A 15,906-nucleotide genomic window follows, 5' to 3' on the forward strand; every position below is an offset into this window, starting at 1 on the left:
GTAAATCACTAGCCGGTGAAATTGACAGAAGTCGTCAGGGGTTTAACGCCGGAATATTTTGCCAGGCCTCCTGCAAGGTCTGCAAGACTTCTACAAGTGATAGTGACGGCCACAGGACTGTTTCCGTCATTATCACTCCAGGTGGCTCGCACTCTACTGGTACCAGAATTAAAACAACACGAGTTCCTTTTACCTGGTAGGCAAGGTTTACTGCCGGTTGGCGATAGGAGGCCAGTACACCCTCACCATATTGAGCAGGGTTACTTGCCCAGTTCCGCACCATTGCATACACCTGAGGCATATACCGACTATCCAGATCCCCTTTGGGCCGTTTGAACGGCACGATTTCTTCTGAGCGGTAGGTGGTCGTTGTGGTATTGGTTGTCATCTTTGTCACCTCCCCTGTTCGGTTCACATAAAGGGTATCAGTATCTCTGCTATAGGATTGAATCGAAAGTTGCTGATATTCACTCACAAAAATCATTTTGACTGGTGATCACCTCTGGCCAGAATAGCCCAACCATTAGTTTGGTTTTCACGTGTATAAGGATTCAGATCGAAAAGACCATCGTCCTGATCATCATCTAAATCATCACCGTCGTCAGCGCTCTTTGAACCCTGAACCACTACAGCATCAACCTCTGCGGCTTTCCCGTTGCGCTGTACCAGGATTTTAACCGTCTTGGGCTTACGTCTTGCGAGCAGTTTGTTGGCGATAAAAAGCACAACAATCCAGGCCAAAAGCACGTATAAAAATGTATTCATAATGCCCTCCTTTGTATGTGATTATTATACCTGCTTCCATTGCAGGCCAAACAGGTTCGGTGCATGAAAAATAGACTTCTCTCCGGCGTATAGCAATCTACTTACTGATCTGTTTTCGTATCAAACTGTATGGCATAACCGAGGGGCGTACGTGGTGAGTCAGAAAGTTACTTTTCCGTAATAGTTAATTTCAGATCCTTCTTCCAGTTACGCTTCAGTATAAAACCGATACCCTCTAATTCAGCATCCTTCACGTTTAATACGCTTCACTTTAAGGCAGGGCTTTTCGGTTGAAATGAATTCTTTTTCCGGTTGCTGGACATGGGTTTCATCCTGATAGTTAAAGTTGCAGGCTATCAGTCACCACCACCACCTCCGTCACCTCCTCCACCGCCACCATCACAACCACCAGCTATGCTATTTTCACCATTACAATCACCTCCGAGGGGGTTCAAATGGCTGCTCCCCTGTAGATGGTGTCCTTGCCAGATCGAACCCGAACCAGCGCCTCCTGAGCGTCTTTGCTTGCCCTGAGGCAATTGTGCAGGCTCACCAGCACCGGCGGTACCAAAAATGTCCCGGGCAATTTTATAAAGAAGGTAAAAAGGTACGCCCAGCATCATAAAAAAGATTACTGAAAATATTACACGTTCCATTGATGATCTCCTGTCTTGTGAGAGACCAGTTATATCAGGGTGATTCAGTATTTCCGTTTAGAAAAGAGTACTAATTTGGCCCTGTTCGCTCTTAATTTGCCATCCGGGAAAAAGTCATAGGGATAGGCCTGCCAGAGTCAATAACTTCCAGTGATCTGGAGGAGACCCCGGCTCTCTGAGCCCTCATGGATGGTACGGCTTTACCCCTTGTAAACAGATTCACGTTCCGCAGGACAAACATCGACTACTGACGTCTCATATTTGCTGACGCTAATCCGACGTCTCATTGCCGTCTGCTTGTTTTCTTTAAAGGGTGTATTAGACGAATATCAAATCGGAATGGTAGGGGATGTGTGGGCACCATGCCCGGCCCTCTTTGAGCATCTGAGAGATTGGAGACCTAGCCGGGTAAGATAGCTACTTTCTTACGGGTTACCCTTCAAATCCAAAGACGAAACGGACGCTGCCGTTCTCCACGTGGAGACGCTTTACTTCTTCGACAAATTCCTGGATCACCTCTCCGGCGTTATCGGGTGGTATGGCTGACAAAATTTCTTCCGAAGTCAGCCATGAGTATGAATGTTCACCGAATAAATCATCATCTTCGGACGGTATATCATCAGGTAATCCGCGTAATGCGTGGATAAAAACTGCTGATGTGCTCGCCCTTTCACGATCTACATCAAATCCGAGCCAGGCAAAGTGGAGATATGATCGGTCCCCTTTATAATTGCTTGATAAATTAATCCATTTACCAGGCTTTTCTTCCCTTTGAAATCGCCAGCAGATATCAACGCCCATTAAGAAACTCCATTACTATCGTTCGTATGAGATAACTATCATTTCAGAATACTATGACTTCTTCCCGTATAGAACTAATCGCTCACGCCATTTAGCTACTTACTTTTTTTACGTACGCTTGCAGCGCAGTACCTTGAGAGAAGTAAGTAAGACTGGGCGAAGCCAACCGGTTCCGCCACCTCGCTCACCGGCTTTTAGGCGTAAGCACTGAAGTCAGCCTCCATGCTAACTGGCGAGCCTGCGAAAGTCAGACTCGTTGTTATAAAGCGGCATATCGTAAGCAGTGTCTGAAATGAACATTCGGATCTGCTCAAGCGTCATGCCACAATGAAAACGGGTTACGCTCACATTGGCCCGGGGGAAGTCAGCACAAAATGCATTCAAAACATTCTCATGGACAATACCAATGTTGATTAACGCAGCTGGCCCGTTGTCACGGAAAGATACGACACGGAATCCCCCATACCAGCCTGACTGGGAGAAAAATGAAAATGCACTCGTTGCCAGACCATTAGACAGGTCATAGCGCAATTTCCCGCTCAGAGACTGGCTGTCTCTGCTGTACACGCGATTAATGAAAATGCCGGGACCAACTTCTACCGGCTGCTTGTTGCTTGCTAAACACGGAAAGCCCACCAGCGAAACCTCCCTTTCTCCTAACCAGTTTACCTGATACCCGGCAGTGAGAAAGTCAGTCAGTTCTACGCCAGAAAGAGCATTAATGGCCGCAATATCGGTATCCAAAATATTTACGTTTTTCATATTCATCTCATCTATATTCTAAAGTGCGTTTTTTGTCTATCAGCCCGAGGATTGAAAATTTGAATATTTAATGTGACAGAAAAATACCTGTCACCTTTTCAAAAACTGCCTGCAATTGAATATCGAGAGAGTCCATTTTAAAATCCACCAGCTCAGCTTTATTATCGCAAACCGAATAAAAATAGGAGTCAAATGCGTCTGTATCTTCATCTTTAAAAATACGGAAGGAATTAATTTTATTATGCCCTTCAAATTCGGCATGAATACCATAGCGAACCGAGCCGTCATCGAACTGAACAACCCGTCGTACAGAATTAATCCGGACGTACTGTTTTAAGGCCCTCGCGAAATCGGCATTTAACGCCAACGCTCGTAAGATTGAATCAGCGGTTTCATTCTGCTTTTTACGATCATATTCAAACATCCCACAGCCGGTGTTACGAAAGACCGGCTGAAGAGCATTAACCAGGTTGAAGGAATCCACGTTTCTGTCGTTTCTGTACATGAGATATCTCCTGCCCCTCCGCTATACGAAGGGGCTTGATAGGGTTACTGCCAGGCTGCGATCACTTCTTCGCACTGGAAATGAGATAAGCACTGCTGGAGTAAAAGGGCCAGCACCGCTGTGTTAGGGACGCGATTGTTACACCACGCGTTGAATAGCAGCTGCCATGGACCGGCATAATACCCGGCCAGTTTCTTTTTTTGTTTATCTGTGCAGCAGCTGGAAATGGCCTGCTGATAAAGGCTTTCATTCTCGGCACCAGAGCGTTGTTGCAGTGCCTGATAAATATAGGAGTAGACAGAATCGGAGCAATTAGATGCATAGGCCAGATTGGTTTTCATAATACCTCCTGTGTTTTTGGGTATTATATAAAACTCCGACCTACTGGCTAATAACCCACACTGTAATTTCTTTTAAAAACACAATAAATTTTCAAAATTGGACCAGTGTGGATTTAAGCGAGCAGTTTAAATCTTTATGAACTAGCTTTCAAAGAGGTTGGTTTTTCGGGAAGTTTTTTGCCAGACCAGCATGTTGTTTTTTTTTCTGTAGTGCAGATTAGCTGGTACCTGCCCCTTCTTACCTCTTTGAGCAATGACTGTTTGAAATATGGTAAGCCCAGTTCAAAAACCCAGTAACGACCGTCTGCAAAAACGACTGAATTTTCAACGCCATCCGAAGCCACCAAGGATGCATCATTAAGTAGACGTTCTTCATAATGAAATGGTAATGAAAATGTCAGATATAACGCACAAAGTACAAAGATTCCTGTGAGACTAACTGCCAGTGAACCACAATAACCAGAATAAACATTTAAATTTCTTTTGATAAATTTCTCATGCAAGATTACAAGCAGACAGAATACACAAGCTACCAGCCCAAATCCTACATGCAGATAAAACTGTCTTATTTCATCATTCCAGACGATGTTGTCCCATTTCGTGCTTAAGATTGAACCCAACAAGGAGATAATAAAAGCGGCAATTTGAGAACTGATAAAGTAGGAGAAAGCTGACTTTGAAGTTATTTTTTTCATAGAAACAGGAACCTCTTTACCTCGTTCCTGATCAGAGAAAAGACACAAAACGCACCATGCGCAAAAAACTGCAAGTCCAGATGCAATAATCTCGCGTAAAAACATATTAAACGTTTCCGATAATGAATAAGTAATTACCATATCCTCTCCGTAAGTCTACATATAATTCAGACGTGACAAATAATTAAAGGCATTGCTATTCTATCATTATGCATTGCGTTTAAAATCATTTCTAATTCAGCAGAGTAGCGATACAGGCATTTCGCTATCCTAAAATCTGGTAGCTTTCCATTTCCTTGCTGAGATAAATCAAAATAATTCTATTTATTGCCTATTCGGATGCTGCAAAACCTTATAAATCCGGATGTATATCACTTAACAGTGAACCATTCGGTGACTTGCTCTCCGTGAGGTCCACCGGGTTTATCCAGTAGGGAACATTCTGCTTTTACCGTTTACTGCATACGCGAGCAGGAATTCTGTTGCAGTTCTGCATTTGCCTGCTTTTCCAGTGCTGTCATAACCCGGCGGAGCATCGCCAGAGCCTGAACAGGCGAGCTCCCAAACTGCACTTTCACTTCATCCGTATCATGATCCTGAATCAGGTCGAGGATGTTCACTTCGATCCCTGCCCCGTTTTCATCTTTTGCCGTGCACTGAATACTTACCCGGGTCACCGAATCCGTCAGGACTGGCAGTGGGTTAGTCTTGTCTACGTTGATAAAAGCCTTCTTCATTGCCCTGTTTCCCCTTGTCCTGAAAAAGTTACCGACCCGTCCGGATGGAGGGGTCGGTCAGAAAATCATGCCTGTCCCTTATTCATCTTCTCAGCATGCTTACGCAGGTACTCTTTCAGGTCAGCATGAGCATTGATGATATCGTTCATTTCATCATTGGTCAGAACAAGCGTGTAAGTATCAGTGCTGACAGATTCACCTTCTTTAAGCTTGGCTTCTTCAGCAATACGTTCAAAAATCGGGATCGCGGTGTCGGCAATGACGGTCACGGTCTTTTTGTTCAGAACGCTGGACATGGATGGTGCTTTACCTGCCGGGTTCTGTTTAGGAGCGCTGTCCTTTGGAGCCGGAGCTGGTTCCTGTACCGGTGGCGTAACCAGCGTCTCTGTATTGCTTTCATCATTCAGTTGATCCGGTACCGGGGTGTTAACGGTAGCATTACCTGCCGGTTGCTCATCACCGGAGTTTTCCGGAGTCTGCGGATCTGCCATGCGCTCTTCTACCTTGGCAGCTTTGACGAATTTCAGCGTGTTTTTCGTCGCTTTACCATAGATGGAGATCGCCTTGTTGATGTTATCTACCGCATCCTCACCGCTGTACATATACTCGTCCAGCGCAACGTACATGCTCACCTGATCGCTCACAAGCATGGTCTGTAGTTCAGAAGGCAGGTCCAGTACGCGAACCATCTGGCGAAGATGCTGCTCTGATTTACCACGTTTTTTTGCCAGTTCCGCAAAGGTCTTAGGCTCTTCTTTATCTTCAACAAGACGCTTAATTGAAAGCGCTTCAGCTACGACAGACAGCGCCAGGTTGGAGTTGCCGGTCAGGGTGAAGAGTTCTGCTTTTGAAGCGCTACCGCGAAACTCTTCGCAGCGAATACGAGTAATGCGTTCACGCCCTTCTGCTTCCAGCTGGCGGTTTGCAATAGCGATGGAACGGATACGGCAAGCCCCCTGACGCAGTACAGGTACGCCATTAACCATCTGAACAACGATAGGCGTCACGCTGAACGGGTCTTCCATGTAGGCATCGGCCAGGCTGTTCAGGTGTTCCACAACGTGAGGCATTGAATAGTAGAGCTCGCCCATACCGGCCGTGCGGGTGTTAAAGCCTTCCTGCTCTACAACAACCGAAGGGTCAATGATAAGGCCGTTACCTTTACGGGCACCGTTACCAGTGCGTTCCAGGTAACCACGAAGGCTGATTTCGTTGCTGTTGTTTTTTACTTCAGTTTCGATTGCGGACATTTTTGTTCTCTCTTTTGGTTGGTTGTTTAACTGCGCTACAACACAACAATACCAGGTTCGACATTTTTTCTAATAGGTTGCACAGAAGAAAAAGTAACTTTTCTTAAAAAAAATTCCTGAGACAATACTACTCGATCCGTCCGTTTTAAATCTTCACAACAGTGGGCCGTTTTTACGTTTAAGCAAAATAGCTGGTTCAGAAGGTGAGTCGGAGAGAAAAGTTACTTTTCCGGTTGTCTGGGCCAGTGATGAGAGAGTGGCAGGACAGGAATGGCTAAACCGGTGCGGGTCTCTTGTAAGTCGCAGGGGATTGAGGAGATATAGAGGTAAACCGGTACGTTCAGTTTTTGGATTGAGCCGGGCTTTTGGCCCGGGCTTAAGGAAGCGGAAATTTGAACGAACTGGCAGGTAATGATTTATGCCGCCGACAGCTGGCCGTCAGTGCTTTGCTGTTCTGGTTTGACAGTTGGGGGATAACCGGCAGTTAGCCGCTGGCATTCCGCATCACAGAAAGCCCTGAGGTTGCTGAAGACGGACTCCATGAAATCAGCATGAGCATACGAGTCTACAGGACGTGTCTTGTTATCTTTCATCTTGTTCTCCTCAATCATTATTAAAACCAGCGGATTTAGTTCCTGGCGCTCCATCTGCTGACCGGCTTTCCCAGAGAGCAGCGATGTGTCGGGTTCTGTTTCTCATTTTATCGTTTTCATCGGGCCCATCCGGCCGTATAAGAGACCGATTTGGCATGTTTAAGAAACGTACTGGCGACATTAAAAGCTGAGGTTGGCTTTGGAATAAAAGGATACTTTTCCCGTTTGTCAGGTCTTTCGCTACCGCTGCACGATGATTCTGTCAGGCATTCTGCGCCCTCCTTGGCTGTACATCTTGAAACAAGCGGTGGGATGTTCCCTTCCCCCTGCTCACCGCAGAATAATTGGCAAGTCCCGACGGTCGTTCCGTACGAGCCGGGTCCAAATAATGAATAAATACAACGCCACTTCAATTGTATTGACAATAGAAGTTAGGAGGATCATAGTGTCATTCATGGTGCGGCTTTCGCACCACCGCCCCGGCGGTACCGGGCAGAACTGGAGTACCTCATGAAACTTTCCCGTCAGACGACTTCTGATACTTCTGTTGATGGCCGTTCACGCGCATATGCCTGGGGCCGTGTCCATTATTTCATTATCGAACATGCACCAATGGCTGAGCTGGTCGCTATTGACGAGCTGCTGGAAAAAGCTGGCTGGAGCAATGACGGCTGTCCGAACTATGAGAAAGATGACGAGTTTGGTAATGCTGGTTACAGCTGTGGTTACTGGATCGATATTGACAGCGTGGGAAGCTTCAAGGCTGACTACAAACGTCTTAAGGGTGAGATTAGTGCGCATATCGCCTCAAAGGCGGCAGAGGTGGAGATCCGCGTACTGGACTCGATGTCCGACAAAGAATGTAAAGATGTTGCCTCGGTGGCATGTACTGTTCGCCGTGACTTACGTACGCAGTCCGAATCGCTTCATTCACTGCGTACTATCGTAACGGTTGATCATTACAATCCCTATGTGATCACCAGCCGCCCGCTGAGCATTTCCGCCTGGACACTTATCCACGACTGTCTGAAAACCGGCACCATCAATGACGTCTGTTCACGGTTGAGTTCATTAATCCTGCACTCTGAAGCCGCGATTGCCCGTTGTAAGGGAAGCTCCGACTACTCTTCGGAACACGCTCAGCTATCGTTTTTTGCTGGTAACGACTATGTCACCAGACGCACCCTTGTTGATGCAGCTCACGAAGAGGCTCTGCGAATGAACCGCCGCTTTGATGAACGTATTGCAATGAACGCGGATTCTGATGCCAGAAGGCTCCAGTGCGAATTCAACCTGAGCAACCATGTCGTACAGCGTCGGACCGTTGAATCTGCTCATATCCAGGCAATCAACGAAGACGTCACCCGTTCACAGGCGGAACCACGCTGCCCTGGAAAGCTTCTTCTGAAAATGACCAGTCATGAGGAAGTGCGGGACTCACTGAGCACCTGTTAGTCCAGCGACACCCCCTGCGGCTCTACTACCGGGCCGCAGTCTGCTCCGGCCAGATGGTGCCAGTGGCGTAATGAATTTGTTTAATAAGGCTGAGTATGATGAATAAAGAACAACTAATCGACAAACTGGAACGCGTGGTATGTGGTCAGTACTCCTACGAAATGCAGGAGCTTGCGTATTCGGCCCTCTGCTGCATTAAAGGCACCCCGGACGACTGCGCTAAGTTCCCTGTTACGCGTCCGCTGCCTGACACCTTAGTGGACGTATGGGACGAGATCGGGCAATACCTTGGCACAGGCAAAGCCATTGAAACTCGCAGTTGCGGCGTTTCGCTTCTGCTTCATGGACACTGCTACGATTCAAATCATGTGCTGTACTGGCGCAATGCTGGCGCACTTCCAGCAGCTTGCGATACGCCACTGGCTGGTGGGTCTCGCAAACTGTTCACCTGCTCAGCCTGTGGAGTGGACGGTCTGGATGAACCACCTGAAACCAGTTGCCACTGCTGCACAGAGGGGGCCCACTGGATTGAGAGCAGGCTCTTCACCTCCGGGCAGGCAGACCCTGAAGAATTTAGACCCGTGGCGGTCGTGAAAGAGTGTGCAGGCTCAACGCCGGATGATCGGCTCATCTGGAGCGTGATTGAACAGCTCAACGGCGAACTGGCGGAAGGCGATAAACTATTTAAGCAACGCTGACAGATCACGTCAGCATTTATATCAGACGAACTCCAGAATAATTTAAAGCAACCATGAACATGAAAAAGCCCAAAGCTGCATTACAGAATGCCATGAAAGAAGATGTGCCAGCTGTGACACAGATTCAGATGCGATCTACGGTTTCCAGAAAGGTTCGCTATGTAAAACAGGCAAATCGAGAGGGTCTGAAATTATCTGAGTGGATGTCGCGGCATCTCGACGCTGTCTGTGATACCGCAGATGAGATTCATAAAGGCAAACGCTCAACTCCGGTTGCGCCTGGGAAGATTCCCCCTGAGGTATACCAGGTGATATACGATCAGTGCGGCGGGTTCGTGGAGTGTGATGCTAATGCCCAGGTAATCTGGGAAGCCTGCCGTGATGCCATTCTTAACGGAGACAAAGGGTAAACGGCAGGTATCGCCTGTCATTTTTACCCTTGTGAGGAAAATCCTGATGAACCATGAGAGCCGAACTGTATACCTGAACACGGCCATTGAGGCCCTGTTGAAAGCTGAGGCGGCTCTGAACGAGCTGGCATTAGCCTATGTACTCAAACCAGGTGAAAAGGCAAGCGCATGCCATCCCCGAACCGGTACGCTTTCCACAGCTTCCCAGGTAAGAAAACTTCGCCGTGTTCTAGAAAAAAACAAGTTATGACGGCCCTTATACGCTGGCATAATGTACCGTGCTTCGCTCATCCCAGCAGTATGGGTTTTAAACTCTTCCATTTTTAAGAGTACGGGAAGAGCCTTATTATTGTCGCATACCCTACGGATGCATTGCAGTTCAAACCGCTGTTCGGTGCAATTATTGCTGTATCCGGCGGATTTGAAAATGACAGAAATAGTGATGTAAAGCTCCGCCATTAAAGAAATGCCCCGTAGTTTGGCGAATCAACTTTCTGAATTATCTCGATGAACACCATTTAAGGAAATCGAATGTGTGATTTTTGCAGGGCTGACGAAAATTACTTTCATATGGCAGAATGCGTGTATGACCAACTGGTTAAAGAGTATCCCGTAATGTGGCTGCGGGATTCAACCCGGATCGGGGCCTGCTACCTCTGTCGAGAACTGCTGTCGCCGGAGGGGATGGTCCTGGCGATGCAGAGCGCTTTCCCTGCGAAGGGATGGCGGCTGCGTATTTGGTACAATGAAACCATTGACGAAGAGATAGAACCGCAGCGTGGAGACTGTATTGAGCTGTCCTCCAGGGCGGACGCTCTGCTGTCCTTCATGTCGTTCCAGGAAAAGGTTTAGCGCTGCGGCCCCCCTCACAAAAAGGCGCTTTCCGCGACAAATCTGGTACGACCGGACAACGTTGAGTCAATTCTTGCTTCCCCGCAGAAGAATCCCTATGAAGTAAAGTAGAGGTAGGCATTACGCCCACCAGCAAACCTGATAACTGTTCTTTGCGTAACATCCTCAAACTTCTGGTGCCTTCGTAGACTGCGATGCGAATGCCCATGAGCTGAATTCACCGTATCATTTGACCGGATGCAGCGAGAACAGAAATGACAATGTTTGAACGATTTGCCAGACGGCCATAAAACTCTACTGGGTACAGAATAAGGACTGACCGCAATGGCTACGTTCTATGAGCTACCGACCAGTGAGAAGTCCATTGTTTCCGGTACGTGCCCGGACGAGCACCGGTGAAATTTTTCCCGACTGGATTACGCTAAGGCTTTTGAACGGTTTGCGTGAAGTGGGACTCTTTGGGTCTGGTTCTTGATTTATACAAAAGGCTATATGCCACAAGACGGGAGGAAAAAAGGGTTTCCCCGACTGGAGAAACCCTTTCAAAAGGTGCCGATGGCATACTAATCCACACCCCGAAAAGAGGGGGTTGCCCCCCTCTTTGTCAGCTACTTACCGGATTCGTAGGCCAGGATAGCAGATACCTCCCTTGTTCCGTCTTTCATCCGCAACTCGCAAAGCGAGTTTCGTGTGAGCCAGGTGAATATCAACAGCGTTAAACAAACTATTAATATGCACAAAACAATGGGTTGGTTCGGCATTTTCATGGCCTTCTTCTCCTGTCAACGCAAAGCAGAAGTGTCACCATCGGTGCGAAACAGAGATGTCATGCTTTGGTTCAGAGAATGCGTTTGACCGCCTCGCTATATACTTCCGAGCGTTCTCTTTTCCCAACAGAAATCACGAAAACGACAACTTTCTCGTCTATAACCTGGTATACAAGGCGATAGCCTGAAGACCGGAGCTTAATCTTGTAACAATCAGGCATACCACGGAGCTTGTTTGCTTCAATCCGGGGTGACTCAAGTACTTCAACCAGCTTCTTTTTCAACTGTTCACGTACCGTCGAGCCCAGCTTTCGCCATTCCTTTAGTGCCCGCTCGTCAAAATCCAGAAAATACGCCATCAGAGTTCATCCAGCGTCACACGTACTGGCTTAGGATTACGAAGTCGTTCTTTCACTATCTCCACAAGTTCAGCATCTTCATCACTCAGGAGTGTCTGTTTGAACGGCAAGCGTTCATTGTCAGCGATATACTCGAGCATGAGACGAAGCGCTTCAGAAGGAGTTACGCCCATTTTTTCAAGCGCGGCGTAAGAACGCGCTTTAAGTTCATCGTCAATACGTAGGTTAATGCTACCCATGTCTTACACCCCTTGTAATTACAAATGTCATTACAAGTATCGCACTACAACATGCTTAGGGCAAGTCACGAAGTAAGTCAGAAAGTAGTCGTAAGAACGGTGATCACTGTCCGCTTTGTGCCAGAAGCGGACTTTTTAAAAATATTGCGTGCCCAACAATTGGGCGCAGGTCACATCAAGTACCCTCAGAATTATAGAGAATACCTGAAATTTTTGTAGAGCGAGGTTTGTTACCCTGCCCGACCAGCGACATGTGGTTAGTTTAGTGATCAGAAATGTCGAGCGTTTGGTCGTTCATTGACGCGGGATCTTCCAACGGTTCCACATGAGTGGTGATATGGATAAAAGGCAGTGCGGTGCGGATATCATTCTCTATACGCTCGGCCCAGTCGTGCCCATATTGAACAGTCCATCGCCCAGGAACTAGGATGTGCATTGTCATAAACGCCCGCCCGCCAGCCTGGCGTGTACGTAGTGCATGGAAATCAAGCCCCTGTTCACGATATCCTGCCAGCAGTGACTCGATTTTTTTGAGTTCTTCCGTGGGTAGCGATACGTCCATCAGACCTGCAGCTGAACGACTCATAAGCTGATAACCAGTCCAAACGATGTTGGCTGCGACCAGCAATGCAACGATCGGATCGACCCAAAACCAGCCGGTCAGATAAACCAGTCCGACACCAAAAATGACACCGACCGACGTCCAGACATCGGTCAGCAGGTGATGAGCATCTGCCTCAAGAGTGATAGAGTTGTGCTGCCTGCCAGCCCTTAACAAAATGCGAGCCGTCACAAAATTAAGGATTGATGCGACTGTTGAAACCAGTAATCCGAGACCAATCTCCTCAAGCGGCTGTGGAGTTAACATCCGCTCAACTGCGGTATAGGCGATACTGGCTGCCGCCAATAGGATCAGAAATCCTTCGAAAGCACTCGAGAAATATTCGGCTTTGCCGTGCCCATATGCATGGTTCTCATCGGCCGGAAGCGCAGCCAAGGTCAGCATCCAGAGCGCCATTAGGGCTCCTGCGAGGTTAACTACGGATTCGATGGCATCAGATAGCAGACCGACCGAACCGGTCATTTTCCACGCCACACCTTTGAGTCCGATAGTGGCAATAGCCGTGGCAATGGAAAGCCAAGCGTAGTGCGTCAGCGGACGAGGTAACCCTTTTGTTTTAGTCATTATTAACTTCCTAAAATAGGACGACTAACTCACATTTCTATCCATGATAGATAATTAAACAATCATTTCGCCATGAATATTTTTTCGTTTTTATTAAATTTAATTAAAAAGTCTCTGCAAGTGCTGTTTCATCTTCTAGTAAACTAAATTTTATTTTTAGGGTTTTCTTCAACTTGAAGTAATATTATCTCACAACAGATTAGTCACTTAGGTTAACTGAGCGGCTTTTATATTTTTCAATTAAAATATGCAAAACTCCCATTGCACCATGTGCATAAAAATAGACCTCAATGAAAGTAGTAAAGAACTTATGCCAGTGGATTACTGTTTCAGCCAGATTTGACTGCATGGTATTCAACAAGAACCATAGGCCACCTGAAAGTGCTACAATTAGCAATGCTAGAACTCCAAATCCTTGGATTGTACTGGCAATACCTCCCGAATGTGCATCGGGCAGTCGGAAACTAGTCAACGTTTTTATATCTTGCTTAATACCACTAAAGTCAAGCCCTACCCATGAAAAATAATAAGTAAAACCTCTTTGAGTAAGCATCCAACTTAACATAATAAAACCACAAATAATCAGTCCTAACCCTGAAATAATGTGCATCCAGGTTATAACTCCTTCAAGACTATGTTCACCAATTGCTTCGGTCTCTGTCAGATTAGAGTTAATAATTTGTGATAATATTAGAAATGCCACAATGATGTGAAGAATACGAAAAAAAGGAGCGTAATCATGGGGTAATAGATTCCAGAGTCGCAATTTCATTAATGAGTCCTTAGTAAATTTATCGATGATCTTAATCATACAAAAGAATTATTAGGATAACCTTAATTCTTAAAATTGCAGCAGGCATTAGTTCACCTCTGATATGGCCACTTGCGAAATGGGAATGGTAACTGTTATTACTATGTGTTTACTTGCTGTTCTTGTTACGCAGCCCCTTAAACACATTACTTTCAAATATGATTTCCTGCTGGGTTTAAATATGTGTCTTTCTATAGTGCGGCAACCTATTTTTACACCAACTCATGAATTAAATAAGAATCATAAATTAAATGAGAGGTTTAATTCTCTTGCTTAACGCGATGATATTAAATGGAAATTTTAATTTTTGTAATTTATTAAACAGTTAGAATGAGACATGGTAAATACGATCTTCCTTTAGATAATTCTGATAGCACTTTTTCTACTGGGCAGTCTGCAATGTCCGCTTCACGCCCTGAGACATTCGACAAGCTTTTTATGGCTTCAGTAAGGGCGAGTGTCTCGCTTCGAGAGCCAGCAAATATTTCGCTTCGTCATAACAGGTTCTGGCCTTCCAGCAGCGGTAAATGATCCTTATCCATTTGAACGCCAGTGCCCGGATCGCAGACTGATGAGATTTGCCCTTTTCTCTAAGGCCCTGATAATACAGTTTGGCCCAGTATGATGAATTAACCGTCTTGGCAGCCCATTCAACAAAGGTCTGCCTGACGAACTTGGCACATTGCCATCGCCAGTGAACCCATGATTTTTGGCCGCTTCGTTCGGTCACCGGTGCTATACCTGCGTAGTTTTGAATTTCTTCAGCGCTGTTAAACCGGTCACGATTATCACCAAGTGCAGCAAGCATCCGTGGGCCCATGCACGGTCCCATGCCCGGAAGTGATTTGAACAGCCCCGCATCTGGCAATGTGTCAAACAGCGTTTCGATTCGTTCGTCATAGGTTTTGATGATTTCACTCACGACTTTAATTTGTGTCGCCAGTGCTGCTGCCATCAAAGCATTAGCCTCTATAACACTCGGGTCTGTAGTCAATGGGATCGCATTATCAATACTCGCAACACGTTGCTCGGTAAGGGCCATAGCGCGACCACCTTTGGCATTCAGAAAGTTGCGGATCGTGTCGCGTCTGGCTCGTTTCAGTTGTTGCAGACTGGGCCACCGGATAATCAGCTCACACAACAGTAAGCTACCCCGATGTGAGAACCACTCCAGTGGCTGAGGATAATACTGTTTAAGCGTGTTGATTATCCGGTTCACAAAGCGTCGTTTATCTTCAACCAACTGACGACGTTGCTCAACCAGTTGCTGAAGTAAGCGAATATCCGCATTGTCGGGTTCAATAGCTTTTATCTTCTGGGGGTAACGCAGCATTAACTCTAATGCCAGCTCGGCATCCTGCGGATCATCTTTAGCGCCGCTGGGCGAGAAGGCTTGCCGATAACGAGCCAGGGACAATGCGTGGACGGGGAAAACGGTGATAAAGGGGTATTTTTGAAGAGCATATACCACGGGGCCCTTCTTCAGTTCGAGAGCTATTGCGATTCTACCTTTTACTTTCTGGTGTAACTCAGTAAGCCAGGCATCAAGCGCTTCTGCTGTATGTTCAATCACATCGAATACGCGTTCACCGTTTTTAAACTGAACACAGACATCGTGTTTTTTATCAGCCCAGTCCAGACCAACGTGCGCAGCAAATTGATTAGTCACAGTCATCACCAACTCCTTTTTATCGGGGATTGGTATGCATTCCACGCTCTTCGAAAGAAATATAGCCAGCAGTTTATCTGCATGCCCTGAGTATTCGTTAGCGAACGTGGAGCACCTACTGGCTCGAAAGAAAAGCGGCGATCATCACATGATTCTCGCTCAATATTCGTAACCAGTAAGCGCATACCCTGAATCACTTCAAAGTGTAATTCTCAGGGTACGAATGACTATATCTCGCTCTTAGCGGACATTAGCATAGGCTATTTACCATAACGCCGCATTACGCGTACCGCTCAGACGGCCTGAGCGCGTTTCTGACGTGTCCCCGTTAAAAACAGTAACAAACCACCCGAAA

Annotated in this window: 22 protein-coding genes and 1 pseudogene; 6 read left to right on the forward strand and 17 right to left on the reverse strand. The window is 46.6% G+C overall.

The features are described 5' to 3' along the window. Nucleotides 1-34: 34 nt before the first annotated feature. From ACQG1Y_RS24585 to ACQG1Y_RS24635, 11 genes are all read right to left on the reverse strand, one after another. On the reverse strand, nt 35-388 hold the full coding sequence (locus ACQG1Y_RS24585) for a hypothetical protein (RefSeq protein ID WP_045340459.1): 354 nt from the start codon (nt 386-388) through the stop codon (nt 35-37). A gap of 92 nt (nt 389-480) precedes the next feature. Then, the gene (locus ACQG1Y_RS24590; RefSeq protein ID WP_045340440.1) at nt 481-765 is read right to left on the reverse strand and encodes a hypothetical protein; all 285 of its coding nucleotides are present in this window, start codon (nt 763-765) and stop codon (nt 481-483) included. A gap of 356 nt (nt 766-1,121) precedes the next feature. Next, a complete protein-coding gene (locus ACQG1Y_RS24595; RefSeq protein ID WP_000442693.1) occupies nt 1,122-1,421 on the reverse strand; it encodes a hypothetical protein in 300 nt (99 codons plus the stop codon). Nucleotides 1,422-1,853: 432 nt separating this feature from the next. Next, entirely contained in the window at nt 1,854-2,222 is a 369-nt protein-coding gene (locus ACQG1Y_RS24600; RefSeq protein WP_000537761.1) for a hypothetical protein, read from the reverse strand. A 225-nt stretch (nt 2,223-2,447) separates the two neighbouring features. Beyond that, entirely contained in the window at nt 2,448-2,984 is a 537-nt protein-coding gene (locus ACQG1Y_RS24605; protein ID WP_000800251.1) for a hypothetical protein, read from the reverse strand. Between the two features lie 67 nt (nt 2,985-3,051). After that, nucleotides 3,052-3,489 (reverse strand): hypothetical protein, encoded by a 438-nt coding sequence (locus ACQG1Y_RS24610; protein ID WP_000286108.1) that lies wholly within the window; start codon nt 3,487-3,489, stop codon nt 3,052-3,054. A gap of 44 nt (nt 3,490-3,533) precedes the next feature. After that, nucleotides 3,534-3,830: a hypothetical protein gene (locus ACQG1Y_RS24615; RefSeq protein WP_000856246.1), complete on the reverse strand. Its 297-nt coding sequence runs from the start codon at nt 3,828-3,830 to the stop codon at nt 3,534-3,536. A 134-nt stretch (nt 3,831-3,964) separates the two neighbouring features. Beyond that, complete coding sequence (locus ACQG1Y_RS24620) at nt 3,965-4,666, reverse strand: hypothetical protein (RefSeq protein ID WP_004248818.1); 702 nt, start codon at nt 4,664-4,666, stop codon at nt 3,965-3,967. Nucleotides 4,667-4,980: 314 nt separating this feature from the next. Next, a complete protein-coding gene (locus ACQG1Y_RS24625; protein WP_000708863.1) occupies nt 4,981-5,262 on the reverse strand; it encodes a hypothetical protein in 282 nt (93 codons plus the stop codon). Between the two features lie 65 nt (nt 5,263-5,327). Then, entirely contained in the window at nt 5,328-6,512 is a 1,185-nt protein-coding gene (locus tag ACQG1Y_RS24630; protein ID WP_001272971.1) for a hypothetical protein, read from the reverse strand. 416 nt (nt 6,513-6,928) lie between these two features. Continuing rightward, nucleotides 6,929-7,105: a hypothetical protein gene (locus ACQG1Y_RS24635; RefSeq protein ID WP_001371930.1), complete on the reverse strand. Its 177-nt coding sequence runs from the start codon at nt 7,103-7,105 to the stop codon at nt 6,929-6,931. Nucleotides 7,106-7,615: 510 nt separating this feature from the next. Between ACQG1Y_RS24635 and ACQG1Y_RS24640 the strand changes: the two genes are divergently transcribed. From ACQG1Y_RS24640 to ACQG1Y_RS24660, 5 genes are all read left to right on the forward strand, one after another. Beyond that, a complete protein-coding gene (locus ACQG1Y_RS24640; RefSeq protein ID WP_000778029.1) occupies nt 7,616-8,560 on the forward strand; it encodes a DUF5417 domain-containing protein in 945 nt (314 codons plus the stop codon). Nucleotides 8,561-8,655: 95 nt separating this feature from the next. Beyond that, nucleotides 8,656-9,258, forward strand: coding sequence for a hypothetical protein (locus tag ACQG1Y_RS24645; protein WP_012695474.1), 603 nt, complete (start codon nt 8,656-8,658; stop codon nt 9,256-9,258). Nucleotides 9,259-9,317: 59 nt separating this feature from the next. Further along, nucleotides 9,318-9,668, forward strand: a complete 351-nt coding sequence (locus tag ACQG1Y_RS24650; protein WP_000743059.1) for a hypothetical protein — start codon at nt 9,318-9,320, stop codon at nt 9,666-9,668. Nucleotides 9,669-9,714: 46 nt separating this feature from the next. Continuing rightward, on the forward strand, nt 9,715-9,918 hold the full coding sequence (locus ACQG1Y_RS24655) for a hypothetical protein (protein ID WP_001015183.1): 204 nt from the start codon (nt 9,715-9,717) through the stop codon (nt 9,916-9,918). 281 nt (nt 9,919-10,199) lie between these two features. Next, nucleotides 10,200-10,520, forward strand: a complete 321-nt coding sequence (locus ACQG1Y_RS24660) for a hypothetical protein (protein WP_000332796.1) — start codon at nt 10,200-10,202, stop codon at nt 10,518-10,520. A gap of 608 nt (nt 10,521-11,128) precedes the next feature. Here the strand turns inward: ACQG1Y_RS24660 and ACQG1Y_RS24665 are convergent. The 3 genes from ACQG1Y_RS24665 to relB all read right to left on the reverse strand — a co-directional run bounded on the left by ACQG1Y_RS24665 (nt 11,129) and on the right by relB (nt 11,885). Further along, entirely contained in the window at nt 11,129-11,287 is a 159-nt protein-coding gene (locus ACQG1Y_RS24665; protein WP_001447866.1) for a type I toxin-antitoxin system Hok family toxin, read from the reverse strand. A 71-nt stretch (nt 11,288-11,358) separates the two neighbouring features. Next, nucleotides 11,359-11,646: a type II toxin-antitoxin system mRNA interferase RelE gene (relE, locus tag ACQG1Y_RS24670; RefSeq protein ID WP_000323025.1), complete on the reverse strand. Its 288-nt coding sequence runs from the start codon at nt 11,644-11,646 to the stop codon at nt 11,359-11,361. After that, complete coding sequence (gene relB, locus ACQG1Y_RS24675; protein WP_000534858.1) at nt 11,646-11,885, reverse strand: type II toxin-antitoxin system antitoxin RelB; 240 nt, start codon at nt 11,883-11,885, stop codon at nt 11,646-11,648. Before relB ends, relE begins: the two co-directional genes overlap by 1 nt. Before the next feature lie 24 nt (nt 11,886-11,909). Here relB and ACQG1Y_RS24680 point away from each other — a divergent pair. Further along, nucleotides 11,910-12,026 (forward strand): annotated as a pseudogene (locus ACQG1Y_RS24680) (hypothetical protein); the annotation flags it as partial. A 121-nt stretch (nt 12,027-12,147) separates the two neighbouring features. On the opposite strand, the gene ACQG1Y_RS24685 reads toward ACQG1Y_RS24680, so the two are convergent. The 3 genes from ACQG1Y_RS24685 to ACQG1Y_RS24695 all read right to left on the reverse strand — a co-directional run bounded on the left by ACQG1Y_RS24685 (nt 12,148) and on the right by ACQG1Y_RS24695 (nt 15,557). Next, entirely contained in the window at nt 12,148-13,071 is a 924-nt protein-coding gene (locus tag ACQG1Y_RS24685; RefSeq protein WP_000167917.1) for a cation diffusion facilitator family transporter, read from the reverse strand. A gap of 199 nt (nt 13,072-13,270) precedes the next feature. Further along, complete coding sequence (locus tag ACQG1Y_RS24690; protein WP_001515348.1) at nt 13,271-13,843, reverse strand: cytochrome b/b6 domain-containing protein; 573 nt, start codon at nt 13,841-13,843, stop codon at nt 13,271-13,273. A gap of 475 nt (nt 13,844-14,318) precedes the next feature. After that, the gene (locus ACQG1Y_RS24695) at nt 14,319-15,557 is read right to left on the reverse strand and encodes an IS110-like element ISEsa2 family transposase (RefSeq protein ID WP_000219087.1); all 1,239 of its coding nucleotides are present in this window, start codon (nt 15,555-15,557) and stop codon (nt 14,319-14,321) included. Nucleotides 15,558-15,906 lie beyond the last annotated feature (349 nt).

This window comes from Enterobacter cloacae complex sp. 397G4 (assembly GCF_050031515.1).
GTDB lineage: Bacteria > Pseudomonadota > Gammaproteobacteria > Enterobacterales > Enterobacteriaceae > Enterobacter > Enterobacter hormaechei_C.